The sequence below is a fragment of the Pseudomonas sp. 2hn genome (assembly GCF_019646095.1).
GTDB classification, from domain to species: domain Bacteria; phylum Pseudomonadota; class Gammaproteobacteria; order Pseudomonadales; family Pseudomonadaceae; genus Aquipseudomonas; species Aquipseudomonas peradeniyensis.
This window is the reverse complement of sequence record NZ_CP081016.1, coordinates 1,664,193-1,689,430: the sequence shown is the minus strand read 5'-3', so window position 1 is coordinate 1,689,430 and position 25,238 is coordinate 1,664,193. Positions and strand designations below refer to the sequence as shown.

The following is a 25,238-nucleotide window of genomic DNA, read 5'->3' as shown; positions in this document are numbered from 1 at the left end:
TAAACGTGCTCCTTAAAAACCCAGGCTGGACAACAGATCGTCGACATCGTCCTGGCTGGACACGACGTCTTCACGCTTATCGGCATGAATCTGCGGACCTTCACCCCGAGTCGGATGTTTTTCTTGATCTTTTTCAGCGCGCAGCTGCTGGTGGTCATGTTCGATCCCGGCAAAGCGGTCGACCTGGCTTGCCATCAGCACGAGCTTGAGCAGATTGCTTTCGACTTCGGTGACCAGCGCGGTCACCCGTTTGATCACCTGGCCGGTGAGATCCTGATAATCCTGGGCCAGGACGATATCGTTGAGATGGCCGGCGACCTTCTGGTTACCTTCGGCGCTGTGCGCCAGGAAACTGTCCACACGCTTGACCAGCTCACGGAATTCCGGCGCTGCCACCTCGCGGCGCATGAAGCGCTGCCAGTCGGTGGACAGGCTCTGGGCCTCGGCGGCGAGGTCGTTGAGCACCGGGGTGCACGCCTCCGCCAGGTCCATGGTGCGGTTGGCCGCACCTTCGGTGAGGCGAACCACGTAGGAGAGGCGTTCGGCGGCGTCGGTAATCTGCGACACTTCCTCGGCCTGCGGCATGGACGGGTCGATCTGGAAGTTGACGATTGCACTGTGCAGTTCACGGGTGAGCTTGCCAACCTCCTGGTACAGCCCGCGGTCGCGGGTCTGGTTCAGTTGGTGGATCAGCTGCACCGCATCACCGAACCGGCCGCGCTCGAGGCTCTCGACCAGCTCCTGGGCATGCTTCTTCAGGGTTGATTCAAACTCACCCAAAGAGTTGTTGGTTGACTCCATTGCGCCCCCCAGACGTGACTCAGCCGTTGACGCGTTCGAAGATCTTCTCGATCTTTTCTTTCAGCGCCACGGCGGTGAAAGGCTTGACCACATAGCCGTTTACACCGGCCTGGGCAGCTTCGATGATCTGCTCGCGCTTGGCTTCGGCGGTGACCATCAACACCGGCAGGTGCTTCAGGCGCTCGTCGGCACGAACCGCGCGCAGCAGGTCGATACCGGTCATGCCCGGCATGTTCCAGTCGGTCACCAGGAAGTCAAAGTGCTCGCTGGTGAGCATCGGCAGTGCCGTGTTGCCGTCATCGGCTTCCTTGACGTTGGTGAAACCCAGATCACGCAACAGGTTCTTGATGATCCGCCGCATCGTCGAAAAGTCGTCAACGATGAGGATTTTCATGTCTTTGTTCAATTAGACCTCCAAGCAGTCTTAAACGCGCTCGGCGCCGAGCGCGCACTCAATCAATTCGGCACCACAAAAAACGACTGCATCGAACCTTGGCTCAACGCGCCCGCCATTCACCCAGGCGACTGCGCAGACGTGCCGCGCACTGGCTGTGCAACTGGCTGACACGCGATTCGCTGACCCCCAGCACCTCACCGATTTCCTTGAGGTTCAGCTCTTCGTCGTAGTACAGCGCCAGGACCAGGCGCTCGCGTTCCGGCAGGTTGGCGATCGCTTCGGCCAATGCGGCCTGGAAGCGCTCGTCCTCCAGGTCCCGCGCCGGCTCCAGTTGGTTGCTGGCGCCATCCTCGTGCAGCCCCTCGTGTTCGCCGTCCTGCAGCAGGTCGTCGAAACTGAACAGGCGGCTGCCCAGGGTGTCGTTCAGAATCCCGTAGTAATCATCGAGACTCAATTGGAGTTCGGCAGCAACCTCGTGATCTTTAGCGTCGCGTCCCGTCTTTGCTTCAACGCAGCGAATCGCGTCACTGACCATGCGCGTGTTGCGGTGCACCGAGCGTGGCGCCCAGTCCCCCTTGCGCACCTCGTCGAGCATGGCGCCGCGGATGCGGATGCCGGCATAGGTCTCGAAACTGGCGCCCTTGCTGGCGTCGTACTTGTTGGCCACTTCCAGCAGGCCGATCATCCCGGCCTGGATCAGGTCCTCGACCTGGACGTTGGCCGGCAACCGCGCCAGCAGGTGGTAGGCGATACGCTTGACCAGTGGCGCGTAGCGTTCGATCAGCTCGTACTGAGCGTCCTTGGCGGCCTTGCTGTACATCTTGAAACCACTCGCGTTCATAACACCGGCCCTGCACTGGTGGGCTGCACCAGGCGCTCGACGAAGAATTCCAGGTGCCCGCGCGGGTTGGCAGGCAACGGCCAGCTGTCGACCTTCTGCGCGATGGCCTTGAACGCCAGCGCGCACTTGGAGCGCGGGAAGGCCTCGTAGACCGCCCGCTGCTTCTGCACGGCCTTGCGCACACACTCGTCGTACGGCACGGCGCCGACGTATTGTAGGGCGACGTCGAGGAAGCGGTCGGTGACCTTGGTCAACTTGGCGAACAGGTTGCGCCCTTCCTGCGGGCTCTGGGCCATGTTGGCCAGCACGCGGAACCGATTCATCCCGTAGTCGCGGTTGAGCAGCTTGATCAGGGCGTAGGCGTCGGTGATCGAAGTGGGCTCGTCGCACACCACCAGCAACACTTCCTGGGCGGCGCGGACGAAGCTGACCACCGAGTCACCGATACCCGCAGCGGTGTCGATCACCAGCACGTCGAGGTTGTCGCCGATCTCGCTGAAGGCCTGGATCAGGCCGGCGTGCTGGGCGGGCGCCAGGTGCACCATGCTCTGGGTTCCGGAAGCCGCCGGGACGATGCGCACACCGCCGGGGCCCTGCAGCAGCACATCGCGCAGCTCGCAGCGGCCCTCGATGACGTCGGCCAAGGTGCGCTTGGGCGTGAGCCCCAGCAGAACGTCGACATTGGCCAGGCCCAGGTCGGCGTCCAGCAACATGACCCGGCGGCCGAGCTCGGCCAGTGCCAGGGACAGGTTCACTGAAACGTTAGTCTTGCCGACGCCACCTTTGCCACCGGTCACGGCGATCACCTGTACGGGATGCATGCTACCCATGTCTGTTCTTTACCTTGTCTCGCTTGGACCCAGGCCACATGAGGGGCTGAACGTTCAAGGCCACGGTCCGGCCGGACAACCCCATGATGTAGGTACTTTGCACAGTATTCACCCTCAACCCGCACGCTTGCCAGGGTTGTGGTAGAGATCAGCGAACATGTCGGCCATGGCCTCGTCGCTGGGCTCGTCCTGCAACTGCACGCTGACCGCGCGACTCACCAGCTGGTGCTTGCGCGGCAGTTGCAGGTCGTCAGGAATGCGCGGCCCATCGGTCAGATAGGCCACCGGCAGTTCATGACTGATGGCAAGGCTCAGCACTTCGCCGAGGCATGCCGTTTCATCGAGCTTGGTCAGGATGCAACCGGCCAGGCCGCAGCGCTTGTAGCTGTGGTAGGCGGCGGTGAGCACCTGCTTCTGGCTGGTGGTTGCCAGCACCAGGTAATTCTTGGCGGCGATGCCGCGCCCGGCCAGGGTCTCGAGCTGCATGCGCAGCGCCGGGTCGCTGGCCTGCAGGCCGGCGGTGTCGATCAGCACCACGCGCTTGCGCAGCAGCGGCTCCAGCGCCTGGGCCAGCGACTCGCCCGGGTCGACGTAGGTGACCGGCACGTTGAGGATGCGTCCCAGGGTCTTGAGCTGCTCCTGGGCGCCGATGCGGAAGCTGTCCATGCTGACCAGCGCCAGGTTGTTCGCGCCGTACTTGAGCACATAGCGGGCAGCCAGCTTGGCCAGGGTGGTGGTCTTGCCCATGCCGGCCGGGCCGACCATGGCGATGACCCCGCCCTCCTCGATCGGTTCGATCTCGGGCACTTCGATCATCCGCGCCAGGTGCGCCAGGACCATGCGCCAGGCATGACGCGGATCTTCGATTTCGGCAGTGAGGTCGAGCAGCTCGCGGGCCAGGCCACCGGACAGGCCGAGGCGCTGCAGTCGGCGCCAGAGGTTGGCCTGCTGTGGCTTGCTGCCCTGCAGCTGGCTCCAGGCGAGCGAACCGAGCTGGACTTCCAGCAGCTCGCGCAGGCCGGTCAGCTCGGAGCGCATGGCATCGAACAGACGCGGATCGACAGGAGCCGCTGCCGGCACAGCTGCGACCACCGGCTCATCGACGTGCGGTTCGATCAACGGCTCGGACGCAGTCAGCGACTGGCCGGCAAACAATTGCCGGTTGCCGCCTTCGACGGCATCACCGCGCCCGGTCAGTTCGGCCTGGGCGGTGACGATGCGCGACTGCGTCTTGCGCAGCTCGTCCTCGAGCTCCGCATTGGGCACGCGTGGGGCCAGGGCGGACAGCTTGTAGTCCAGCGCGGCCGTCAGTTCGACACCGCCAGCGATGCGGCGGTTGCCGATGATGGCGGCGTCGGAGCCGAGCTCATCCCGGACCAGCTTCATGGCCTGACGCATATCGGCGGCGAAAAAACGCTTAACTTGCATAACCCACTACCTCAGCCGTTGGGGCCCACGGTGGCAACAATGGTGACTTGCTTGTTGTCAGGTATTTCCTGATACGCCAAAACATGCAAATTCGGTACAGCCAGGCGACCGAAGCGCGACAGCATGGCGCGGATCGGGCCGGCGACCAGGAGGATGGCCGGCTGGCCCTGCATTTCCTGACGCTGGGCCGCCTCGATCAGCGAGCGCTGAAGCTTCTCGGCCATGCTCGGCTCAAGAAGAACACCATCTTCCTGACCCTGCCCGGCCCTTTGCAAACTATTGAGCAAGATCTGTTCCAACCTTGGTTCCAAGGTAATCACAGGCAGCTCGGACTCAACGCCGACAATGCTTTGCACGATAGCGCGGGACAATCCGACCCGCACCAGCGCCACCAGCGCGGCGGTATCTTGACTCTTCGCCGGGTTGTTGGCGATGGCTTCGGCAATGCTGCGGATGTCACGCACCGGGACCTGCTCGGCGAGCAGCGCCTGCAGGACCTTGAGCAGGCCCGACAAGGAAATGACACCCGGCACCACCTCCTCGGCCAGCTTCGGCGAGACCTTGGCCAGCACCTGCAGCAGTTGCACCACCTCCTCGTGCCCGATCAGCTCGTGGCAGTGCTTCTGCAGGATCTGGTTGAGGTGGGTGGCGACCACGGTGCTGGCGTCAACCACCGTGTAGCCCAGCGATTGCGCCTGGGCGCGCTGGCCGACATCGATCCACACGGCTTCCAGGCCGAAGGCAGGATCGCGCGAGGCGATGCCATTGACCGAGCCGAACACCTGGCCCGGGTTGATCGCCAGCTCCCGATCCGGGTAGATCTCGGCCTCGGCCAGGATCACCCCCATCAGCGTCAGGCGGTAGGCACTGGGCTGCAGGTCGAGGTTGTCGCGGATGTGCACGGTCGGCATGAGGAAGCCCAGGTCCTGGGAGAGCTTCTTGCGCACGCCCTTGATCCGCGCCAGCAACTGGCCACCCTGGTTGCGATCCACCAGCGGAATCAGGCGATAGCCGACCTCAAGGCCGATCATGTCGATGGGCGTAACGTCGTCCCAGCCCAGCTCCTTGGTGTCCATGGCGCGCTGCGGCGACGGCAGCAGGTCCTGCTGGCGCTGGGCCTCCTGCTCAGCCACGAGCTTGGCCTTCTGCTGCTTCTTCCACACCAGGTAGGCGCCACCGCAAGCCAACCCGCCCAGGCCGAGGAAGGCGATGTGCGGCATGCCGGGCACCAGGCCCATGACGATCATCAACGCACCGGAGACCGCCAGGGCCTTGGGCGAGTCGAACATCTGCCGGTTGATCAGCTTGCCCATGTCCTCGGACCCCGAGGCACGGGTAACCATGATCGCGGCGGCGGTGGACAGCAGCAGCGATGGCAATTGCGCCACCAATCCGTCACCGATGGTCAGCAGGGCGTAGACCTTGCCGGCATCGCCGAAGGTCATGCCGTGCTGCAGCATGCCGATCAGCATGCCGCCGATGAGGTTGATGAACAGGATCAGCAGGCCGGCGATGGCGTCACCGCGGACGAACTTGCTGGCACCGTCCATGGAGCCGTAGAACTCGGCCTCCTGGGCGACCTCGGCGCGGCGCGACTTGGCCTGGGCCTGGTCGATCAGGCCGGCATTGAGGTCGGCGTCGATGGCCATCTGCTTGCCGGGCATGGCGTCGAGGGTGAAGCGCGCGCTCACCTCGGAGATACGCCCGGCGCCCTTGGTCACCACGACGAAGTTGATGATCATGAGGATGGCGAACACCACCGCACCGACAACGTAGTTGCCGCCGATCACCACTTCACCGAAGGCCTGGATCACCTTGCCCGCGGCGCCGTGGCCTTCCTGGCCGTGGAGCATGACCACGCGGGTGGAGGCGACGTTCAGCGCCAGGCGCAGCAGCGTTGCCACCAGCAGGATGGTGGGGAACGCGGCGAAGTCCAACGGGCGCAGGGCGTAGACGCAGACCAGCAGGACCACGATCGACAGGGCGATGTTGAAGGTGAAGAACACGTCGAGCAGGAACGGCGGGATCGGCAACATCATCATTGCCAGCATCACCAGCAGGAGCAGCGGCACGCCGAGGTTGCCCCGGCCGAGACCGGCCAGGTTGTTGCGGGCGTTGCTGATTAACTGAGTGCGATCCACCGCGATTCCTCTTCAAGCAAAACTTTGACGCCTGTGTGGCGGCTGGCGCTGCCTTTGCAAGAAGCTTTCCAACTTTTCTGGGGGTGGGGGTTTTCGGGGGCTTCGGGGGATTACTGTTTTGATATTTTTATGCGCATTCATTGGCGATGGTGACGCATAGGCACCTTTTCGCCTTTACGGCCATCCCTTTCAAGGTCTTTTGGTTTTAGCGGCCTTGATGACCCGATCCGTCGAAACGTGGGCATGCACAGCCGTACCTTGCACCCAGGCCTTCGCTTTGGGCACCTTGGGGCCTCGTGGACTTTTCACGACCTGTTTGGGCTGGATGTTTCTGGCTAGCTCCAGCAGGCGCTGGGCCAGTTTGTCTATCGGTACAACTGGCATGTACTCGGATGGCAGGGCAATCTGCATGCCTTCGTAACCCCCTCTGATCTGCACCGCCAAGTGATAGATCGAGGCTTCCCAATTATCGGGCAAGGCATCCCGATGGGCCTGCTCAACACTACGTTTGAGCAAGGCCAGAACGTTGTATGCCAGAACGGCAGTGGTGAAGCCAAGCAAGGCAGCTCGCGGGCTGCCAAGGGTTTCAATTTCACTTTCCAGAATCGCTTCCAGTCGCTGAAACATCCCTTCGATGCTCCAGCGACGGCGATAGAAGTCTGCGATTTGTTGTGCACTGATGCTCTCGGGCAGATTGCTCCAGAACATCAAGCTGTTATCACCTGAGTCGTTTGGCGAATGAAGTGTCAACTCGACACGTCGCCAGCAGTGCCCGCCTTTTACTTCGATGGATTGCTCGCGCACTGTGCCTGTTGCTACCGGCATCGGTGCTTGCCACTCACCTTCTTGGATCAAGCGGGGATGTTTGGCTTGCTGGCGAATGACAAATGATGTGCTCACCTGTTCGCACGCCTCCATGACAGGCAGCGTGCAGTAGAGGCGATCAGCGACCCAGACCTGATTGGCCTTTGCTTGAGCCAGTAACGGCAAGACACAGACGCGCTCACTTGCGTAGGCGTCTTCACACGGTTGGAGGTCGATCACCTGATCCAGATCGGGATCGTAGACCACTACCGAGAACCCGGGGCGAGCCGCCCCACGCTCTTGGCGCAACGCACCAAGACGCTTTTCGGTGGAGGCCAGGTGGCTTCCATCGACTATCCGAACTTGCCAATCAGGAAGCATGGCTGAATAGCCCAACTCATGGATTGTCGGCGCCAAGCGCTGCGCACAGCCTGTCACCAGAGCACGCAACAGGGCAGGTTCGGTTCGACTGATCTTGTCGTAAAGGGCCGCCAGACTGACGGGAAGGTCGTCTAGTTGTCTCGCGGCAGCATGTAAGGATGGCTTCAAGCCCAGAGAAACAAGCGACATCAGCTTGACGATGGTCGAGAACAGCAATTCGCGAGAATACTGCCGTTGCCGGTGCTCCTCGAAAACCTGATCGACCCACTCCGGCGCAATGGCCTGCTCCAAGGCAAGTTTGGCCATTACGCTGGCGGGTGCTTTTTTCTCGAATCGCGCTAGTACATCAGCCCACATCGTTCGGGTCTTCCTGACTGGATTTCAGTGGATTCTACCGAAGACCTTGAAAGGGATGGCCTTTACGGCGACCTACTTTTGCTCTTGGGCAAAAGTAGGCAAAAACCGCTGGCTCCATTCATCCGGCCCCTACGCTTCGCTCCGGGGTTCCCTCGCTCCGTTCTTGCTCCCGTGGGTACCGCGCTGTACGGCCCATCCTGGGCCGCAGCGCTCGACGGCCATCCATGGCCGTCGCCCCACTACGCAAGAACTCCGCTCGGCCTCCTGAAGTCGCAATTGGCGGCGCCTGGACTATTGCGCACTTAGAAGCAAGAGCAAAAGCAAAAGCAAAAGTTTGAAGTTAGTTTTTTACAGTTAATTATGTATTGGCTGTTCCGACCCTTTCGCGGGGCAAGCCCGCTCCTACAGGGATCTATATAACGGCGACTATTGCGTGGGAGCGGGCTTGCCCCACGATGCGATCGAGAGATTAATTAAGCTCCAACTAGCGACAGCTGCGCCAGTCCAGGCGCCGCTCGTAACTTCGCGACTTCAGGAGGCCGAACGGAGGTCTTGCGGAGGGAGGTGACGGGCATGGATGCCCGTCAAGCGCTGGGGCCCAGGATGGGCCCTGCAGCGCGGTCCTCCCGGGAGCAAGGCCGGAGTGAGGGAACCCGGAGCGAAGCGTAGGGCCGGATGAATGGAGCGCCACGGCTTTGGTTACTTTGGCCACGACCAAAGTAACCCGCCGTAAGGGCCATCCCTTTCAAGGTCTTTTGGTTTTAGCGGCCTTGATGACCCGATCCGTCGAAACGTGGGCATGCACAGCCGTACCTTGCACCCAGGCCTTCGCTTTGGGCACCTTGGGGCCTCGTGGACTTTTCACGACCTGTTTGGGCTGGATGTTTCTGGCTAGCTCCAGCAGGCGCTGGGCCAGTTTGTCTATCGGTACAACTGGCATGTACTCGGATGGCAGGGCAATCTGCATGCCTTCGTAACCCCCTCTGATCTGCACCGCCAAGTGATAGATCGAGGCTTCCCAATTATCGGGCAAGGCATCCCGATGGGCCTGCTCAACACTACGTTTGAGCAAGGCCAGAACGTTGTATGCCAGAACGGCAGTGGTGAAGCCAAGCAAGGCAGCTCGCGGGCTGCCAAGGGTTTCAATTTCACTTTCCAGAATCGCTTCCAGTCGCTGAAACATCCCTTCGATGCTCCAGCGACGGCGATAGAAGTCTGCGATTTGTTGTGCACTGATGCTCTCGGGCAGATTGCTCCAGAACATCAAGCTGTTATCACCTGAGTCGTTTGGCGAATGAAGTGTCAACTCGACACGTCGCCAGCAGTGCCCGCCTTTTACTTCGATGGATTGCTCGCGCACTGTGCCTGTTGCTACCGGCATCGGTGCTTGCCACTCACCTTCTTGGATCAAGCGGGGATGTTTGGCTTGCTGGCGAATGACAAATGATGTGCTCACCTGTTCGCACGCCTCCATGACAGGCAGCGTGCAGTAGAGGCGATCAGCGACCCAGACCTGATTGGCCTTTGCTTGAGCCAGTAACGGCAAGACACAGACGCGCTCACTTGCGTAGGCGTCTTCACACGGTTGGAGGTCGATCACCTGATCCAGATCGGGATCGTAGACCACTACCGAGAACCCGGGGCGAGCCGCCCCACGCTCTTGGCGCAACGCACCAAGACGCTTTTCGGTGGAGGCCAGGTGGCTTCCATCGACTATCCGAACTTGCCAATCAGGAAGCATGGCTGAATAGCCCAACTCATGGATTGTCGGCGCCAAGCGCTGCGCACAGCCTGTCACCAGAGCACGCAACAGGGCAGGTTCGGTTCGACTGATCTTGTCGTAAAGGGCCGCCAGACTGACGGGAAGGTCGTCTAGTTGTCTCGCGGCAGCATGTAAGGATGGCTTCAAGCCCAGAGAAACAAGCGACATCAGCTTGACGATGGTCGAGAACAGCAATTCGCGAGAATACTGCCGTTGCCGGTGCTCCTCGAAAACCTGATCGACCCACTCCGGCGCAATGGCCTGCTCCAAGGCAAGTTTGGCCATTACGCTGGCGGGTGCTTTTTTCTCGAATCGCGCTAGTACATCAGCCCACATCGTTCGGGTCTTCCTGACTGGATTTCAGTGGATTCTACCGAAGACCTTGAAAGGGATGGCCGTAAGGGCGGAAAGGTGAATAAGCGTCAACATCACAAATGAATGCGCATACAACTTTCAATACAGCCACAACCAAACAACCAAACAACCAAACTCAACTATCCCGCCGCAAATCATCAGGAATCGGCAAGTCCTCTTTCAAAGGCTCCGGCGCCTTCCCCTTGCCCGCCCGATACTGCCGAATCTGGAACACATAGGCCAACACCTGCGCCACCGCCAGGTACAACCCCGCCGGAATTTCCTGCTCCATCTCGGTAGAGTAATAGATAGCCCGCGCCAGGGCCGGCGACTCAAGTATCTGCACGTTATGCTCGACCCCGATCTCCCGCATCTTCAAGGCGACAAAATCGGTCCCCTTGGCCACCAGCAGCGGCGCCGAGCCCCCCTTCTCGGGGTCATACTGCAAGGCCACGGCATAGTGAGTCGGGTTGGTAATGATCACATCCGCATCCGGCACCGCCGCCATCATCCGCCGTTGCGACGCCTCGCGCTGCAGCTGGCGAATACGCTGCTTGACCTCAGGCTTGCCCTCACTGTCCTTGTACTCGTCCTTCACTTCCTGCTTGGTCATCTTCATTTTCTTGTGGGTCTGCCACAGCTGGAACGGCACATCGGCCGCAGCAATCAGCAGCAACCCAGCCGCCATCCACAACGCACTCCAGCCCACCACCTGCACCGAATGGATGATCGCCTGCTCGAGCGGTTCGTTGGCAATCGCCAGCAGCGCCTGGCGATCCCCGGCCAACACCACCAGCGCCACGATCAGGATCACGAAGAACTTGGCCAGCGCCTTGAGCAGTTCGGTCAGCGCGTTCATCGAAAACATGCGCTTGATCCCCGACAAAGGGTTCATGCGACTGAACTTGGGCTGCAGCAAGCTTCCGGAAAAAAGGAAACCACCCAACGCGATCGGGCCGACGAACGCGATCACGAACAGCAGGATCAACACCGGCTGCACCGCCCAGATGGCCATCTTGCCCGAGGCCAGCAGGAACGCCGCCATGCTCCCCTCGTCCACCACCACCTCGCGGGTAAGGCTGAAGTTCATGCGCATCAGCGCCATCAATTCTTCGGCCAGGTGCCCACCAAAGGCCAGCAGTCCCCCAGCGCCAGCCAGGGTCACCGCCACCGTGTTCAATTCCTTGGAGCGGGCGACCTCACCTTTTTCCCGCGCGTCGCGCTTGCGCTTGTCGGTGGGTTCCTCTGTCTTGTCCTGACCGCTTTCGCTTTCCGCCATGTTCAGCGCGCCCGTGCCAGCTCACGCAGCCACTGCAGCGCTTCGCTGGCCAGTGCCTGGTAGTGTGAAAGGATATCGGCCAGGCCGATCCAGAAGATCACCATGCCCAGCACCAGCGTAAGCGGGAAGCCAATGGAGAAGATGTTCAATTGCGGGGCCGCGCGGGTCATCACGCCAAACGCAATGTTGACCACCAGCAGCGAGGCGATTGCCGGCAGGATCAGCAGCAACCCGGCCCCCAGCACCCAGCTCATGCGCCCGGCCATTTCCCAGAAATGATCGACCACCAGCGCGTGCCCCACCGGCAACGTGGTGAAACTCTCGGTAAGGATCTCGAACGCGACCAGGTGGCCATTCATCAGCAGGAACAACATGCTCACCAGCATGGTCATGAACTGACCGATCACAGCGACGTTGACGCCGTTGGCCGGATCGACCATGGAGGCGAAGGCCATGCCCATCTGCACCGCGACGATCTGCCCCGCGACCACGAAAGCCTGGAACAGCAACTGCAAAGAGAATCCGAACAGCGCCCCGACAATCACCTGCTCGCCACACAACAGCACGCCGCGCAGGCTCAACGGATCGATTTCGGGCAACGGCGGCAGGGCCGGCACGATCACCACAGTAATGGCAACGGCGACGTACAGGCGTATCCGGGCCGACAGCATCTTGGTGCCGATGATCGGCATGGTCATCAGCAAGGCGGTCACCCGGAACAGCGGCAGGATGAAGGTGGCGACCCAGGTGCCGATCTGCGTGTCGGTCAATTCCAGCATCGTGGCGTCAACCGACCAGCTGCGGAATGCTGGTGTAGAGGCCGATGAAATACTCCATGAACTTCTGCGTCAGCCACGGACCGACGACGATCAACGTGACCAGCATCACCAGCAGGCGCGGAAGAAAGCTCAGGGTCTGTTCGTTGATCTGCGTCGCCGCCTGGAACATGGCCACCACCAGGCCGACCAACAGGCTCGGTACCACCAGGATGGCGACCATCATGGTGGTCATCCACAACGCTTCGCGGAACAGGTCGATGGCGACTTCGGGTGTCATGCGAGGCTCTCCTTGACGGCGTCAGACACCGCCGAAACTTCCGGCCAGGGTGCCCATGATCAGCGCCCAGCCATCGACCAGGACGAACAGCATGATCTTGAACGGCAGCGAGATGATCAATGGCGACAGCATCATCATACCCATGGCCATCAGCACGCTGGCGACCACCATGTCGATGATCAGGAACGGGATGAAGATCATGAAGCCGATCTGGAATGCGGTCTTGAGCTCGGAGGTGACGAACGCCGGCACCAGGATCGTCAGCGGCACCTGGTCGGGCCCGGCGATGTCGGTGCGCTTGGACAGGCGCATGAACAGGTCGAGATCGCTCTGCCGGGTCTGTGCCAGCATGAAGTCCTTCAAGGGTACCTGGGCCGTGTCGATCGCCTGCTGGGCGGTCATCTGCTCGGCCAGGTAGGGCTGCAAGGCGTCCTTGTTCACCCGATCGAACACCGGCGCCATGATGAACATGGTCAGGAACAGCGCCATGCCGGTAAGCAACTGGTTCGACGGGGTCTGTTGCAGGCCCAGGGCCTGACGCAGGATCGAGAAGACGATGATGATGCGGGTGAAGCTGGTCATCAGGATGACGAACGCCGGAATGAAGCTCAGCGCCGTCATGATCAGCAGGATCTGCAGGCTGACCGAATACTCCTGCTGCCCGTCCGCCCCACTGGACAGGGTGATGGCCGGAATCGACAACGGATCGGCGGCCAGGGCCAGCGGCGCGGCCAGCAGCAGCGCCAGGGTCAACAGAAAGCGCACTGCGCCGCTCATCACTTCTTGTCCTTCTGGTCCTTGCCCATCAGCTCGAGCAGCCGCTGGGCGAATTCCGGCGTAGCCTGGCGCGCCGAGGCCGGCACATCCACGGGTTCGGCCAGCACGTGCAGGGCCTCGATGCTGCCGGGGGTATGGCCGATCAGGATCTGCTCCTTGCCGACCTGCACCAGCAGCAGCCGATCACGCGGACCGATGGCCCGGGTGCCGATGACCTCGATCACCTGGGCGCCCTGCTGCGCGCTGCCCTGCATGCGCCGCAGCAGCCAGGCCAGGAAGAAGATCAGCCCTACCACCAACAGCAGGCCGATCACCGTTTGCGCCAGCTGCGCACCCAATCCACCAGGCGCCGCCGTCGATGCGGCAGCAGGCTCGGCGGCGGCGATCACCGCCTCGCTGACCAGCAACGCCCCGACAGCCGTGATGCCCCGAACCATGCCCTTCACTCAGCGCAGCTTCTTGATACGTTCGCTGGGGCTGATCACGTCGGTCAGGCGGATGCCGAACTTCTCGTTGACCACCACCACCTCGCCATGGGCGATCAGCGTGCCGTTGACCAGCACGTCCAGCGGCTCGCCGGCCAGGCGGTCGAGTTCGATCACCGAACCCTGGTTGAGCTGCAGCAGGTTGCGGATGCTGATCTCGGTGCTGCCCACTTCCATGGAAATGCTCACCGGGATATCCAGGATCACGTCCAGGTTGGGGCCTTCGAGGCTGACATGCTCGTTGGGCTTGGGCGAGCTGGCGAACTCTTCCATTGGCAGGCGGCCGGCGCCGGCCGAAGCGGCGTCGGCGGCCAGCAGCGCGTCGATGTCGGACTGACCGGCATCACCGGTCTCTTCCAGGGCGGCAGCCCACTCATCGGCCAGGGCCTGTTCCTCGGGAGAATTGATCTCGTTTTCGTTAGCCATGATTTCCTCGACAGGCATTCAATACGTTGGAGCGACCGGCACGCCGTCAGCGGCGTTCGATCGGGTCGATGATCTGCAGCGACAGGGTGCCCTTGTGCGAACCCAGCCGCGCCTTGAACGACGGCACGCCGTTGGCGCGCAGCACCAGGTGCTCCGGCAGTTCCACCGGAATCACGTCGCCCGGCTGCATGTGCAGGATGTCACGCAGCTTCAGCTGGCGACGGGCGACCGTGGCCGACACCGGCACGTTGACGTCCAGCACGTCTTCGCGCAGGGCCTTGACCCAGCGCTCGTCCTGGTCGTCCAGATCGGACTGGAAGCCGGCGTCGAGCATTTCGCGCACCGGCTCGATCATCGAATACGGCATGGTCACGTGCAGGTCGCCGCCACCGCCGTCGAGTTCGATGTGGAAGGTCGAGACCACCACCGCCTCGCTGGGGCCGACGATGTTGGCCATGGCGGGGTTGACCTCGGAGTTGATGTACTCGAAGTTGACCGGCATGATCGCCTGCCAGGCTTCCTTGAGGTCGACGAAGCACTGGTCCAGGACCATGCGCACCACGCGCAGCTCGGTCGGGGTGAACTCGCGACCCTCGATCTTGGCGTGACGGCCGTCGCCACCGAAGAAGTTGTCCACCAGCTTGAACACCAGCTTGGCGTCGAGGATGAACAGCGCGGTGCCGCGCAACGGCTTGATCTTGACCAGGTTGAGGCTGGTGGGTACGTACAGCGAGTGCACGTACTCGCCGAACTTCATCACCTGCACGCCGCCCACCGCCACGTCGGCGGAGCGACGCAGCAGGTTGAACATGCTGATGCGGGTATAACGGGCGAAACGCTCGTTGATCATTTCCAGGGTCGGCATGCGACCCCGCACGATACGGTCCTGACTGGTCAGGTCGTAGCTCTTGATGCTGCCGGGCTCGCCAGCGCTCTCGGTTTGTACCAGCCCATCGTCCACCCCATGCAGCAGGGCGTCGATCTCATCCTGGGACAGCAGGTCCTGCACGGCCATCTATGTGCTCCTACTGCAATACGAAATTGGTGAACAGCAGCTGGTCGACGACCGGCCTGCCGACTTCCTTCTGCGCCACTTCCTGCACCACCGCGGTGGCCTTCTGGCGCAGCATCTCCTGCCCGACGGGGCTGGCGGCAAGGGTGTCGAAGCCCTGGCCGGAGAACATCATCACCAGGTTGTTGCGGATCACCGGCATGTGCACCTTGAGCGCTTCGAGGTCGGCCTGGCTGCGCCCCTGCATGGTGATGCTCACCTGCATATAGCGCTGGCGGCCGTTCTGGTTGAAGTTGACCACGAAGGCCGGTGCCAGCGGTTCGTAGATCGCCGGCAGCTTGACATTGCTCTGCGCGGCGTCGGGCGCTGGCGCCGACTCGCTCTTGTGCATGAAGAACCAGGTAGCGCCTACCGACAGGCCGACCGCCAGGAGCAGGGCCAGCACCAGCAGCAGGATCAACTTGAGTTTGCCTTTAGTGGCGGGGTCTTTCACTGCGTCACTCTTCGCCATGCCAATAATCCGTCGTCCATCGGGGTTTCAAGGAAGGATGACGTGGCTTGAGCAAGTGTTATGCCAAATCCGCTCGTGTCGGAAAGCACCCACCCCGTCGCGGGAAAGTACCCGCCCGACGGGGCATGGCCAGGGCCGGGAGAAGATCAGGCGTAGTAGTCGACCATGCTGCTGCCGATCACCGTTTGCTGCTCGACGGGATGCGCGGCATCGGCCAGTTCGCCGCCCTCCCCGGCCGCCTCGGCGCGCCGCGCCGCGACGCCGGACAGGTTCGACCCACCCTGCTGAGCCTGCTGCTGTTGCTGCTGCTCACGGGACTGATCGGCCACGCTGACGTCCGGCTGCGCCAGGCCTTGCTGGGCGAACAACTCGCGCAAACGGAAGGCCTGGCTGTCGAGAGCATCGCGCACCCCGGCGTGACCGCTGACAAAGTGAATCTGGGTGGATTGATCCGCCGCGACATTGACACGAATGTCCAGGCGACCCAGCTCGGCAGGTTCAAGCTGGATATCCGCCGACTTAAGGTTCTGGCTGGACAGGTACATGACCCGATTCACCAGGCCTTCGGTCCAGGCCCCCTGATTCATCGCCAGCGGCTGCTGCAGCGGGTTCGGCGCTACCGGCACGGCGTTGGCGGTCTTGGGCGTCGCCGCTTGCGTCAGGTTTGCCAGGCGATTGGCGAAGTCATCCACACGCGTGTCGCTGCTGGCCTCCTTGATGTCCTTGAGGCCATCGTCGATCAGCCCGGCGAACGCCTTGTCGCCACGCTCGGAGTGCCCGGCCTCGGACTCGGCCTTCTCTGTCACATTCGCCAAGGTATTGACGGCAGTCGCGGCCGGGTCGGCCGGCGCCTGGCCATTTTCCGGGCGCGCGCTGGCGGCATGCGCCGAAGTCGTACCCTTGGCCTGGGCCTCGTGCTCCAACGCCAGACGCAAGGTCGGCATATCGGCCAGTGGGTCGGCGTCCGGATCGAAGTTTGCGTCCTTGAGGACCTCCTCACCGACCGGCGGAGCCGGCACGGCGGGTTGCGGCGTCTGCACCGCCGCCTGCAAAACCGGCGCGACCGCTTCGGCCTGGGCCTGGATCAGCTGCGCGCCGGCCTGGGCATCGGTGATCTGCCCTGCCACCAGATTGGCATCGAGGGAGGGAGTATTGCTGCTCTCAGCCGACTCGTCCGTTTCGCCGGCCGGCTTGGTGTCAGCCGTCGCAGGCAAGTTCTTGCCGTCATCGGCAACGACTGGCTTGCTGGCATCCTGCGGCTTGCCGCCATTGGCGGGAGCTGTCTGCTCCTTGGGTTTGGCCGGGGTGGCGTCCTTGGTCACCTTCACGTCACGGGAAGGAGCATTGTCGCGCCCCTGGCGAGCCATGACCTGGTCGAAGCCAACGCCCTGGCTGGCCGGGGCTTGCAGCGGCTTGTCGGCCACTCCGGCAGCCGGGCGCGACGCCGTATTGACGAGGCCGGCTTGCAACAATGGATTGGGTGCGACAGGCATTGAAAGGTCTCCGCGGCAGAACTGGTAAAGTGCGTCTGTGCGAAGAAAAGCAAAACTCGCGCCAGCTTTACTCGGCGGCGATTCGCTGACGCTCGCCACGGTAGAAGCGCTGGACCTCCAGGTACTCCTGGTCGATACGGTTGATCAGGTCCTCGATGCCATACAAGGATTGTTGACGCACTCGCTCCTCGAGCTGCTGACACAGCTCGGCCAGGCCCACGGCCCCCATATTGCTGCTGCTACCCTTGAAACTGTGTGCGGCAAGGCCCAGCTCGTCGGCATCCTTGGCCTCGTGCAGCTGGCTCAGGCGCCGCTCGGAGTCTTCCAGGAAGGTTTCCAGCAACTGCAGGTAGCCATCTTCCATGACCTCCCGCAAGTCACTCAGCACCTTCTGATCAATATGCATGTCCGCCACTTGCTCACTCCTTGATCAAGCCTGATTAGGCCCGAGCCGCGCAATCCGGCTCACCATTGAAACTCCACCCGCGCCAAGCGTCCACCTTCCAACCACTGGGCATTGCCGGCCAACCGCCGCACCAGGCTCACCCCTCGCCCACTGAAGCCCTGCGCCACCGGCGTGGTGACCGACAGGCGCTCCACGTCGAAGCCTGCGCCGCTGTCGCGGACCTCGATGATCAGACGCCCACCCGCACCTTGAGGTTCCACCCGCAGGGCAATGCCGACGCTGCCGTGCACCCGCCGCCCCAAGCGCTCGGCGCGCAGGCGATAGTACTCGGCGAAGCCTTTGGCGTCGCGCTTGAGCGCCGAGTCCAACCCCAGCACGCCATGTTCCAGCGCGTTGGAGTACAGCTCGCTGAGCACACTGTGCAACTTGCCACTGCTGGGCCTGAGCCCGTGAATTTCCTGCAACAGCTGTACCAGGTAAGGAACCGGGTTGAAGCGGCCCAGGCTCTCGCCCCGCAGCTCGAACTGCAACGACCAGTCCAGCGGGCTGGAACGACCACTGTCGGAGTACACCACCGCCTGCGGCACTACATGTTCAGGCGCCAGCATACGGATATCGCACAGGCTGATATCGTCACGAGACTGACCGCCGAAGCCCGCCAGTGCCTGCATGACCTCGTCGAACAACACCACCGGATCGCGGTTGGCCGCCAGCACTTCCAACAGGCGCTCCACGCCGAACAGACATTCCCGGGCATCCCCAGTGTCGACTACGCCATCGGACAACAGGAACAATCGCTCTCCCACCGCAAGTGGCCTCACCTCGGTGGTATCGTCGAACTGCTCAGGTGGCAGAATGCCCAACGGCAGGTGACGCGAAGGCAACACCTCGAGCACCTCGCCTTGCGCCGACAAGCGATAGCCATCCGGCATGCCGCCGTTCCAGAGCTCCACGGTTTCTCGCTGGAAACTCAAGTTGAGCAACAGCGCACAACAGAACATGTCCACAGGCAGGATGCGCTTGAGCTTGGCGTTCATCTCCCGCAGCGTTTCGACCAGGCCGTAGCCCTTGGCGGTCATGCCATAGAACACCTCCGCCAGCGGCATGGCGCCGACCGCGGCCGGCAGGCCATGGCCGGTAAAATCCCCCAGCAGCACATGCATGTCGCCCGAAGGGGTAAACGCCGCCAGCAACAGATCGCCATTGAACAGCGCGTAGGGCGATTGCAGGTAGCGGATGTTCGAGGCACCCAGGCAACCGGAGTGGGCGACCTTGTCGAACACCGCCTTGGCCACCCGCTGTTCGTTGAGCAGGTGATGGTGATGGCGGGCGATCTGGTCGCGCTGCTCCAGCACCGTCGTCTGCAGGCGACGCAAGCGATCCATGGCACGAATCTTCGCCGCCAGGATGACGGCGCTGTAGGGTTTGGCCATGAAATCGTCGCCACCGGCCTCCAGGCAACGCACCAGCCCCTCCTCTTCATTAAGAGAAGTCAGGAAGATGATCGGCACCAGCGCCTCGCCGGCCAGCGACTTGATCCGCCGGGCCGCCTCGAAACCATCCATCACCGGCATCAGCGCATCAAGCAGCACCAGCTGCGGCCGTCGCTCGGCGAACAGCGCCACCGCCTGCTCGCCGTTCTCGGCCGTGACCACCTCATGCCCCTGGCGGCGGACGATCTGCGCCAGCAATAGCCTGTCTGCGGCGCCGTCCTCGGCCACCAGCACGGTCAACGGCTGATCGGCGGACATGGCCACGCTCAACTGATGTCGAACAGCTTTTCGAAGTTGGAGATTGCCAGAATCTTGCGCACATCAGGGCTGGCATGGACCACACGGATATCCGAATCCTCGCCACCGACATGGTCGCGCAGCAGCAGCAACATGCCCAACGCCGAGCTGTCGAGATACGTGGCCTCCTTCAGGTCGACCACCACCGAATCCGGGCGCGGGCGCTGATGCTCGTAGGCGTCCCTGAATTCCTGGTGCTTGCCGAAATCGAAACGACCCTTGACCTTGATCGTCAGCTTTTTCCCGTCCTGTGAAAAATCAGTTTCGACTGCCATGCGAGCGATTCCTTCGATGATGGCGAATGCGACTTCTGAAGGTTTAGCAGGCACTGGCGACAGGCGCCAGTCAGGTCGATCAGGGGTGGCTCTGGCGCGGGAGGCGCTGGGACAGCTCGTCGAGCAGTTTCTGCTCGCGCTTGTCCTCGGCCCGGCGCGCTTCATCCAGGTAGCGCTGGACCAGCTTGCGCAGCCCTTCGACCCGGGCATAGGCCTGCTGCCAGGTGTTGCGGGCGTTGTTCAGGTTGTTCTGGTGCCAGGCCATGCTCTGGCGCTGCTGGGTCATCGCCGTCTCCAGCTGCCCGAGGAAGCGCTGGTAGTTGACCAGCCAGTTGCCATCGACGCCCTGGCTTCCGCGATTGATCCACTGCTGCTGATAGGCCTCGCGAAAACTCTCGAGCTCGGCCTGCTTGGCCTGGGCATCGCTGAGCAGCCTCTGGAAATGCCCCAGGCGCTGGGCGGCCTTGCGCTCGGCCTCCTCGGCCATGTCCACCACCGGCACCAGGCGTGCCGCTCGGCTGGGTTGGGCCATGGTCTATCAGCCCGCCGGCGGCGCGAACACCGCGGCCAGTTCTTCACGGCTCTGTGCCATGCCGACGTTCTCATCCAGGCGCTGGCGCAGGAAGTCCACCAGCTTGGGTTGCAAGGCGATGGCCAGGTCCGTCTCCGGATCGCCACCGGCCACATAGGCGCCGACGCTGATCAGGTCACGGCTCTGCGACAGGCGCGACCAGAGCTGCTTGAACTTCTGCGCCTGACGCAGGTGATCGGGATCGACCACCTGGGGCATGACCCGGCTGATCGAGGCCTCGATGTCGATGGCCGGGTAGTGCCCTTCCTCGGCCAGGCGCCGGGACAGCACGAAGTGACCATCGAGCACGCCCCGCGCCGAGTCGGCGATCGGATCCTGCTGGTCGTCGCCTTCGGACAGCACCGTGTAGAACGCGGTGATCGAGCCACCGCCTGGCTCGCCATTACCAGCCCGCTCCACCAGCTTGGGCAGCTTGGCGAACACCGACGGCGGATAACCACGGGTGGCGGGCGGCTCGCCGATGGCCAGGGCGATTTCGCGCTGGGCCTGGGCGAAGCGGGTCAGCGAGTCCATCAGCAACAGGACATTCTTGCCCTTGTCGCGGAAATACTCGGCAATGCGCGTGCAGTACATCGCCGCACGCAGACGCATCAACGGCGCGTCGTCCGCTGGCGAGGCGACCACCACCGAGCGCTTGAGCCCCTCCTCACCGAGGATGTGCTCGATGAACTCCTTCACTTCCCGACCCCGCTCGCCGATCAGGCCGACCACGATGATCTCGGCCTCGGTAAAGCGGGTCATCATGCCCAGCAGCACCGATTTACCGACACCGGTACCGGCGAACAGGCCCAGGCGTTGGCCGCGGCCGACGGTGAGCAAGCCATTGATGCTGCGGATACCGACATCCAGCGGCTGGCTGATCGGATCACGGTTGAGCGGGTTGATGATCGGGCCGTCCATCGGCACCCAGTCCTCGGCCTTCATCCCGCCCTTGCCGTCCAGCGCGCGACCGGCGCCGTCGAGCACCCGGCCAAGCATGCTCATGCCCATCGGCAGGCGACCGCTGTCGTCCAGCGGCACCACGCGCGCACCGGGAGCAAGGCCGACAATGCTGCCGACCGGCATCAGGAACACCTTGCTGCCGGCAAAGCCCATGACTTCGGCCTCCACCTGCACCGGGTGATAACTGTCGTCATTGATCACCAGGCAGCGGCTGCCCACCGCAGCGCGCAGGCCTTCAGCCTCGAGGGTGAGGCCGACCATGCGCAGCAGGCGCCCTTCGACGATCGGCTGGTCGGGCAGCTTCACCGCGTCGGCGTAGCCCTCCAGGCGCTTGCCGAAGCTGGTGCGGTCAAGGCGCATCGGTTTCACCCGCCGGCACGTCCAGCGCGACGGATATATCCGCCGCAGCAGGATGCAGGGCCTGGTCGTGGGACTGGTCGAACAATTGCGTCACGGCCTTTTCGATGCGGGTCTCCATGGTCGCGTCGATACGGCTGTGAGCGGTCTCGATCCGGCAGCCGCCCGGCAGCAACGACTCATCCTCGAGCAGTTTCCAGCTCTCCTCATGACGCTCGCGCAAGGCCTTGGCCAGCTCGAAATCCTGCGGATTGAGGTGGATACGGATGTTGTCGGCGCCCATCGGCAGCAGTTTCAGCGCCTCACGCAGGACGTGGGTGATCTGGCTCGAATCGCTGCGCAACTCGCGACCGATGACCTGGCGGGTCATGCTGGCGACCAGTTGCACCAGGGCTTTCTCGATCTGGGTGTCCTGCTCGGCAATGGGCTCGAGCAGATGACTCATGACCTGTTCGAGGCTGGCCAATTTGGCCGCCAGGGCCACTTCGGCCTCCTGGCGAACCTTCAGCTGGGTGCTATGGAAGCCTTCGCGCTCGCCAGTGGCGAAGCCCTCGTTGTAGGCCTCCTGACGGATGGCCTCGAGCTCTTCGAGGGTCAGCGGCTGGACTTCCTCCAGCGGCACCTCCTCGACTTCTTCCTCGATGACCTCAGGCTCCGGCTCGGGTTGCGGCTCGGGCTCGGGGTCGAAGCTGGGCAGCGCCCACACATCCACGCCCTCGAGGTCGCGGGCACGGATCAGGTCGCTGGGATGTTCGGTGGTGGACATGTTTTCAGGTACTCAAAAGCCATCTGCAACCAACGCGCCCCTGTAGGAGCGGCCTTGTGCCGCGAAAGGGCTGCAAAGCAGCCCCTCGATATCGATGTCACCGCAAAATTGTCGGGGCAGCCTTGCTGCCCTTTCGCGGCACAAGGCCGCTCCTACAGGGGACCGCGTCGCCCCGAAGATCAGATCATTTCCTCGGCGCCCTTGCCACCCAGCACGATCTCGCCGGCCTCGGCCATGCGGCGGGCGATGGTGAGGATTTCCTTCTGCGCCGTTTCCACGTCGCTGACCCGCACCGGCCCCTTGGCCTCCAGGTCGTCGCGCAGCAGCTCCGACGCTCGCTTGGACATGTTCTTGAAGATCTTGTCCTTGACCCGCTCGTCGGCGCCCTTGAGCGACACCACCAGCACGTCCGAGGACACCTCGCGCAGCAGCGCCTGGATGCCACGGTCGTCGACGTCGGCCAGGTTGTTGAAGACGAACATCAAGTCTTCGATCTGCTCCGACAGGTCGCTGTCGATCTCGCGGATCGAGTCCATGAGCGCGCCTTCCACGGAACTGTCGAGGAAGTTCATGATGTCGGCGGCGCGCTTGATGCCACCCAGGGTAGTGCGCGCGGCATTGGAGTTGCCGGAGAACTGCTTCTCGAGGATCTGGTTGAGTTCCTTGAGCGCCGCCGGCTGCACGGTGTTGAGCGACGACACGCGCAGGACGATGTCAAGGCGCACCTTGTGGTCGAAATTGCTCAGCACCTCGCCGGCCTGGTCGGGGTCGAGGTAGGCGACCACGATGGCCTGGATCTGCGGGTGCTCGTAGCGGATGACGTCGGCCACGGCACGCGGCTCCATCCACTTGAGGCTGTCCAGGCCGCTGGTGTTGCCACCGAGCAGGATGCGGTCGATCAGGCCATTGGCCTTGTCCTCGCCGAGCGCCTGGTTGAGCATCTTGCGGATATAGCCGTCGGAACCGACGCCCAGGCTGGTCTGGTCGCCGACGATCTCGACGAACTCGCTCATCACCTGCTCGACCTGCTCGCGATGGACGTTGCCCATCTGCGCCATGGCCACACCGACCCGCTGCACTTCCTTGGGCCCCATGTGGCGCAGGACCTGCGCGGCATCGGTCTCGCCGAGCGAGAGCAGGAGGATGGCCGCCTTGTCGACGCGGCTCAGCTTGGCGGTAATGGCTCGATTGTCACTCATCGGCGTTGATCCACTCTTTCACGACCTGGGCCACGCGGCCCGGGTCTTCGGCCACCAGGCCCTTGATTGCGTTGAGCTGTGCCTCGTAACCCTCGCTCGGGCTCGGCAACAGAATGCTTGTCGGGCCACCCAGGCTGACGCGGTCGTTGGCCAGTTCGCCATCCAGACCGATCATGCCGCCCAGCTCCATGTCGCTGTCCGTGGCAGCCTGCTTGCCGCCACCTGTGATGTTGTTGAGCACCGGACGCAGCACGCCGAACACCAGCACCAGGATGAACAGCACGCCCAGCACCTGCTTGACGATGTCCCAGAACCATGGCTGCGAGTAGAACGGAATGTCGACCAGCTCGTCGCCACGGTCGGCGGCGAACGGCACGTTGATCACGGTGACGCTGTCGCCACGGCTGGCATCGAAGCCCACTGCGTCCTGCACCAGGCGAGTGAAGCGCGCCAGGTCTTCGGCACCCCACGGAGTGCGGGTGGTTTCGCCGGTGGCGGCGTCGAGCTTGACCTGGTCGTCCACCACCACGGCTACCGACAGGCGGGTCAGGCGACCTTGCTGCTGACGGGTGTGGCTGATGGAGCGGTCCAGCTCGAAGTTCTTGGTGCTTTGCTGACGCTTGTCGCTCGGGTACGGCGCGAGCATCGGCTGGCCGGTGGCCGGGTCCATGATCTGCTGGCCGTTGGCGTCCACCAGCGGCTGCCCAGGCTGGATGGCACCGGCCGGCGTGGCGGCGGCCTTGGCGTTTTCGGGCGCGGAGGCGCCGGCCGGCGGCTGGTTGCTCAGGGCGCCCGGCACACCTTGCGGGCCCTGGCTGCTGGCACGCTGTTCGTTGACCGACTGTTCGCTGCGCAGCGCCGGCTGGTCTGGATTGAACTGCTCGGAGGTGGACTCGACGGCGCTGAAGTCAACGTCGGTCGACACCTCGGCCTTGTAGCGGTCGTTGCCCAGCACCGGCTGGAGGATATTGTGCACGCGCTGGGTGAGCATGCCTTCCATGCGGCGGCTGTAGTCGAACTGCTTGCCCGCCATGGTCAGGGCGGTGTCCTGCAACTGGTCGGAAAGCAGGTTGCCCTTCTGGTCGACCACGGTCACCTGGGACTTGTCCAGTTCCGGAACACTGGTGGCCACGAGGTTGACGATGGCCATCACCTGGCCCGCCTCCAGGGCACGACCCGGGTACAGCTCGACCAGCACCGAGGCGCTGGGCTTGCGTTCGTCGCGCACGAACACCGAGCTTTTCGGGATCGCCAGGTGCACGCGGGCGGCCTTGACATTGTTCAGGCTCGACACGGTACGCGCCAGCTCGCCTTCCAGGCTGCGACGGTAGCGGGTGGCTTCCATGAACTGGCTGGTGCCCAGGCCCTGCTCCTTGTCGAGCAACTCGAAGCCGACGTTGCCATCGCTTGGCGCGACACCGGCGGAGGCCAGTTTCAGGCGCGCACGGGAGAGGTCGTCGGCCTTGACCAGCAGGGCGCCGGAGTTCGGCTCCACGCGATAGGGGATATCGGCGGCGGTCAGGGCATCGATCACCTGCTTGGTGTCGGTGCCCGCCAGGCTGCCGTACAGCGGCCGGTAATCCGGCTGCTGCGACCACAGCACCACGGCGAAACCGATGGCCACGCTGGCGGCCAGGCCGACCAGCAGGCCGACCTGACGCAGCATGGGCATCTGCGAGATGTTTTCCAGGAACGCCATGCCGAACAGCGGCGGCTTGGCCGCTGGCGGACCACTCTTGGCGGGGGCGTTATCGACGACTGCTTCGGCCATGACTC

Annotated in this window: 25 protein-coding genes; all 25 read right to left on the bottom strand. The window is 63.1% G+C overall.

Features of this window, described 5'->3' with window-relative positions:
- Window positions 1-12: 12 nt before the first annotated feature.
- The 25 genes from K2O50_RS07840 to fliF all read right to left on the bottom strand — a co-directional run bounded on the left by K2O50_RS07840 (window position 13) and on the right by fliF (window position 25,233).
- Entirely contained in the window at window positions 13-801 is a 789-nt protein-coding gene (locus K2O50_RS07840; RefSeq protein WP_050706655.1) for a protein phosphatase CheZ, read from the bottom strand.
- A gap of 19 nt (window positions 802-820) precedes the next feature.
- Window positions 821-1,195, bottom strand: a complete 375-nt coding sequence (locus tag K2O50_RS07835) for a chemotaxis response regulator CheY (RefSeq protein WP_172402424.1) — start codon at window positions 1,193-1,195, stop codon at window positions 821-823.
- A gap of 103 nt (window positions 1,196-1,298) precedes the next feature.
- Window positions 1,299-2,039 carry an RNA polymerase sigma factor FliA gene (gene fliA / locus K2O50_RS07830; RefSeq protein WP_050706656.1) on the bottom strand — a complete coding sequence of 247 codons (741 nt, stop codon included), beginning with the start codon at window positions 2,037-2,039 and terminating at the stop codon, window positions 1,299-1,301.
- Window positions 2,036-2,869 carry a flagellar synthesis regulator FleN gene (fleN, locus tag K2O50_RS07825; RefSeq protein ID WP_016393812.1) on the bottom strand — a complete coding sequence of 278 codons (834 nt, stop codon included), beginning with the start codon at window positions 2,867-2,869 and terminating at the stop codon, window positions 2,036-2,038. Before fleN ends, fliA begins: the two co-directional genes overlap by 4 nt.
- 114 nt (window positions 2,870-2,983) lie before the next feature.
- On the bottom strand, window positions 2,984-4,297 hold the full coding sequence (gene flhF / locus K2O50_RS07820; RefSeq protein WP_050706657.1) for a flagellar biosynthesis protein FlhF: 1,314 nt from the start codon (window positions 4,295-4,297) through the stop codon (window positions 2,984-2,986).
- An 11-nt stretch (window positions 4,298-4,308) separates the two neighbouring features.
- Window positions 4,309-6,438 carry a flagellar biosynthesis protein FlhA gene (gene flhA / locus K2O50_RS07815; protein ID WP_050706658.1) on the bottom strand — a complete coding sequence of 710 codons (2,130 nt, stop codon included), beginning with the start codon at window positions 6,436-6,438 and terminating at the stop codon, window positions 4,309-4,311.
- Window positions 6,439-6,627: 189 nt separating this feature from the next.
- Entirely contained in the window at window positions 6,628-7,929 is a 1,302-nt protein-coding gene (locus K2O50_RS07810; protein WP_050707627.1) for an IS4 family transposase, read from the bottom strand.
- Between the two features lie 796 nt (window positions 7,930-8,725).
- Entirely contained in the window at window positions 8,726-10,027 is a 1,302-nt protein-coding gene (locus K2O50_RS07805; RefSeq protein ID WP_050707627.1) for an IS4 family transposase, read from the bottom strand.
- A 205-nt stretch (window positions 10,028-10,232) separates the two neighbouring features.
- A complete protein-coding gene (gene flhB, locus K2O50_RS07800) occupies window positions 10,233-11,375 on the bottom strand; it encodes a flagellar biosynthesis protein FlhB (RefSeq protein ID WP_050706660.1) in 1,143 nt (380 codons plus the stop codon).
- A 2-nt stretch (window positions 11,376-11,377) separates the two neighbouring features.
- Window positions 11,378-12,154 carry a flagellar biosynthetic protein FliR gene (fliR, locus tag K2O50_RS07795; RefSeq protein ID WP_050706661.1) on the bottom strand — a complete coding sequence of 259 codons (777 nt, stop codon included), beginning with the start codon at window positions 12,152-12,154 and terminating at the stop codon, window positions 11,378-11,380.
- A 7-nt stretch (window positions 12,155-12,161) separates the two neighbouring features.
- Window positions 12,162-12,431 carry a flagellar biosynthesis protein FliQ gene (fliQ, locus tag K2O50_RS07790; RefSeq protein WP_050706662.1) on the bottom strand — a complete coding sequence of 90 codons (270 nt, stop codon included), beginning with the start codon at window positions 12,429-12,431 and terminating at the stop codon, window positions 12,162-12,164.
- A gap of 21 nt (window positions 12,432-12,452) precedes the next feature.
- Entirely contained in the window at window positions 12,453-13,208 is a 756-nt protein-coding gene (fliP, locus tag K2O50_RS07785) for a flagellar type III secretion system pore protein FliP (protein ID WP_050706663.1), read from the bottom strand.
- Window positions 13,208-13,654, bottom strand: a complete 447-nt coding sequence (fliO, locus tag K2O50_RS07780; RefSeq protein ID WP_050706664.1) for a flagellar biosynthetic protein FliO — start codon at window positions 13,652-13,654, stop codon at window positions 13,208-13,210. The genes fliP and fliO overlap by 1 nt, the downstream gene beginning before the upstream one ends.
- Entirely contained in the window at window positions 13,655-14,119 is a 465-nt protein-coding gene (fliN, locus tag K2O50_RS07775; protein WP_050706705.1) for a flagellar motor switch protein FliN, read from the bottom strand. It lies immediately after the preceding gene.
- Window positions 14,120-14,165: 46 nt separating this feature from the next.
- Complete coding sequence (gene fliM / locus K2O50_RS07770; protein WP_050706665.1) at window positions 14,166-15,134, bottom strand: flagellar motor switch protein FliM; 969 nt, start codon at window positions 15,132-15,134, stop codon at window positions 14,166-14,168.
- Between the two features lie 10 nt (window positions 15,135-15,144).
- Window positions 15,145-15,642, bottom strand: a complete 498-nt coding sequence (gene fliL / locus K2O50_RS07765; RefSeq protein WP_050706666.1) for a flagellar basal body-associated protein FliL — start codon at window positions 15,640-15,642, stop codon at window positions 15,145-15,147.
- A gap of 146 nt (window positions 15,643-15,788) precedes the next feature.
- Window positions 15,789-17,135: a flagellar hook-length control protein FliK gene (locus K2O50_RS07760; protein WP_050706667.1), complete on the bottom strand. Its 1,347-nt coding sequence runs from the start codon at window positions 17,133-17,135 to the stop codon at window positions 15,789-15,791.
- A gap of 67 nt (window positions 17,136-17,202) precedes the next feature.
- Window positions 17,203-17,550 (bottom strand): Hpt domain-containing protein, encoded by a 348-nt coding sequence (locus K2O50_RS07755; RefSeq protein WP_050706668.1) that lies wholly within the window; start codon window positions 17,548-17,550, stop codon window positions 17,203-17,205.
- A gap of 50 nt (window positions 17,551-17,600) precedes the next feature.
- Window positions 17,601-19,292, bottom strand: coding sequence for a fused response regulator/phosphatase (locus tag K2O50_RS07750; protein WP_050706669.1), 1,692 nt, complete (start codon window positions 19,290-19,292; stop codon window positions 17,601-17,603).
- A gap of 8 nt (window positions 19,293-19,300) precedes the next feature.
- Complete coding sequence (locus K2O50_RS07745) at window positions 19,301-19,606, bottom strand: STAS domain-containing protein (protein WP_050706670.1); 306 nt, start codon at window positions 19,604-19,606, stop codon at window positions 19,301-19,303.
- A gap of 79 nt (window positions 19,607-19,685) precedes the next feature.
- Window positions 19,686-20,138 carry a flagellar export protein FliJ gene (fliJ, locus tag K2O50_RS07740; protein ID WP_050706671.1) on the bottom strand — a complete coding sequence of 151 codons (453 nt, stop codon included), beginning with the start codon at window positions 20,136-20,138 and terminating at the stop codon, window positions 19,686-19,688.
- Window positions 20,139-20,144: 6 nt separating this feature from the next.
- Complete coding sequence (gene fliI, locus K2O50_RS07735; RefSeq protein ID WP_038706560.1) at window positions 20,145-21,500, bottom strand: flagellar protein export ATPase FliI; 1,356 nt, start codon at window positions 21,498-21,500, stop codon at window positions 20,145-20,147.
- Window positions 21,490-22,263 (bottom strand): flagellar assembly protein FliH, encoded by a 774-nt coding sequence (gene fliH, locus K2O50_RS07730; protein ID WP_050706672.1) that lies wholly within the window; start codon window positions 22,261-22,263, stop codon window positions 21,490-21,492. Before fliH ends, fliI begins: the two co-directional genes overlap by 11 nt.
- A gap of 179 nt (window positions 22,264-22,442) precedes the next feature.
- Window positions 22,443-23,462, bottom strand: coding sequence for a flagellar motor switch protein FliG (gene fliG / locus K2O50_RS07725; protein WP_023631000.1), 1,020 nt, complete (start codon window positions 23,460-23,462; stop codon window positions 22,443-22,445).
- Window positions 23,455-25,233, bottom strand: coding sequence for a flagellar basal-body MS-ring/collar protein FliF (fliF, locus tag K2O50_RS07720; protein ID WP_050706673.1), 1,779 nt, complete (start codon window positions 25,231-25,233; stop codon window positions 23,455-23,457). The genes fliG and fliF overlap by 8 nt, the downstream gene beginning before the upstream one ends.
- Window positions 25,234-25,238 lie beyond the last annotated feature (5 nt).

What these genes read in the sequence shown, in the direction of transcription:
- K2O50_RS07750 (WP_050706669.1), bottom strand. Translation starts at nt 19,292, where the DNA reads ATGTCCGCCGATCAGCCGTTGACCGTGCTGGTGGCCGAGGACGGCGCC.
- K2O50_RS07810 (WP_050707627.1), bottom strand. Translation starts at nt 7,929, where the DNA reads ATGGCCAAACTTGCCTTGGAGCAGGCCATTGCGCCGGAGTGGGTCGAT.
- fliL (WP_050706666.1), bottom strand. Translation starts at nt 15,642, where the DNA reads ATGGCGAAGAGTGACGCAGTGAAAGACCCCGCCACTAAAGGCAAACTC.
- fliG (WP_023631000.1), bottom strand. Translation starts at nt 23,462, where the DNA reads ATGAGTGACAATCGAGCCATTACCGCCAAGCTGAGCCGCGTCGACAAG.
- K2O50_RS07745 (WP_050706670.1), bottom strand. Translation starts at nt 19,606, where the DNA reads ATGGCAGTCGAAACTGATTTTTCACAGGACGGGAAAAAGCTGACGATC.
- fliJ (WP_050706671.1), bottom strand. Translation starts at nt 20,138, where the DNA reads ATGGCCCAACCCAGCCGAGCGGCACGCCTGGTGCCGGTGGTGGACATG.
- fliN (WP_050706705.1), bottom strand. Translation starts at nt 14,119, where the DNA reads ATGGCTAACGAAAACGAGATCAATTCTCCCGAGGAACAGGCCCTGGCC.
- K2O50_RS07805 (WP_050707627.1), bottom strand. Translation starts at nt 10,027, where the DNA reads ATGGCCAAACTTGCCTTGGAGCAGGCCATTGCGCCGGAGTGGGTCGAT.
- flhF (WP_050706657.1), bottom strand. Translation starts at nt 4,297, where the DNA reads ATGCAAGTTAAGCGTTTTTTCGCCGCCGATATGCGTCAGGCCATGAAG.
- fliH (WP_050706672.1), bottom strand. Translation starts at nt 22,263, where the DNA reads ATGTCCACCACCGAACATCCCAGCGACCTGATCCGTGCCCGCGACCTC.
- K2O50_RS07840 (WP_050706655.1), bottom strand. Translation starts at nt 801, where the DNA reads ATGGAGTCAACCAACAACTCTTTGGGTGAGTTTGAATCAACCCTGAAG.
- fliM (WP_050706665.1), bottom strand. Translation starts at nt 15,134, where the DNA reads ATGGCCGTGCAGGACCTGCTGTCCCAGGATGAGATCGACGCCCTGCTG.
- K2O50_RS07760 (WP_050706667.1), bottom strand. Translation starts at nt 17,135, where the DNA reads ATGCCTGTCGCACCCAATCCATTGTTGCAAGCCGGCCTCGTCAATACG.
- fleN (WP_016393812.1), bottom strand. Translation starts at nt 2,869, where the DNA reads ATGGGTAGCATGCATCCCGTACAGGTGATCGCCGTGACCGGTGGCAAA.
- fliP (WP_050706663.1), bottom strand. Translation starts at nt 13,208, where the DNA reads ATGAGCGGCGCAGTGCGCTTTCTGTTGACCCTGGCGCTGCTGCTGGCC.
- fliR (WP_050706661.1), bottom strand. Translation starts at nt 12,154, where the DNA reads ATGCTGGAATTGACCGACACGCAGATCGGCACCTGGGTCGCCACCTTC.
- fliI (WP_038706560.1), bottom strand. Translation starts at nt 21,500, where the DNA reads ATGCGCCTTGACCGCACCAGCTTCGGCAAGCGCCTGGAGGGCTACGCC.
- fliQ (WP_050706662.1), bottom strand. Translation starts at nt 12,431, where the DNA reads ATGACACCCGAAGTCGCCATCGACCTGTTCCGCGAAGCGTTGTGGATG.
- flhB (WP_050706660.1), bottom strand. Translation starts at nt 11,375, where the DNA reads ATGGCGGAAAGCGAAAGCGGTCAGGACAAGACAGAGGAACCCACCGAC.
- fliA (WP_050706656.1), bottom strand. Translation starts at nt 2,039, where the DNA reads ATGAACGCGAGTGGTTTCAAGATGTACAGCAAGGCCGCCAAGGACGCT.
- fliF (WP_050706673.1), bottom strand. Translation starts at nt 25,233, where the DNA reads ATGGCCGAAGCAGTCGTCGATAACGCCCCCGCCAAGAGTGGTCCGCCA.
- K2O50_RS07835 (WP_172402424.1), bottom strand. Translation starts at nt 1,195, where the DNA reads ATGAAAATCCTCATCGTTGACGACTTTTCGACGATGCGGCGGATCATC.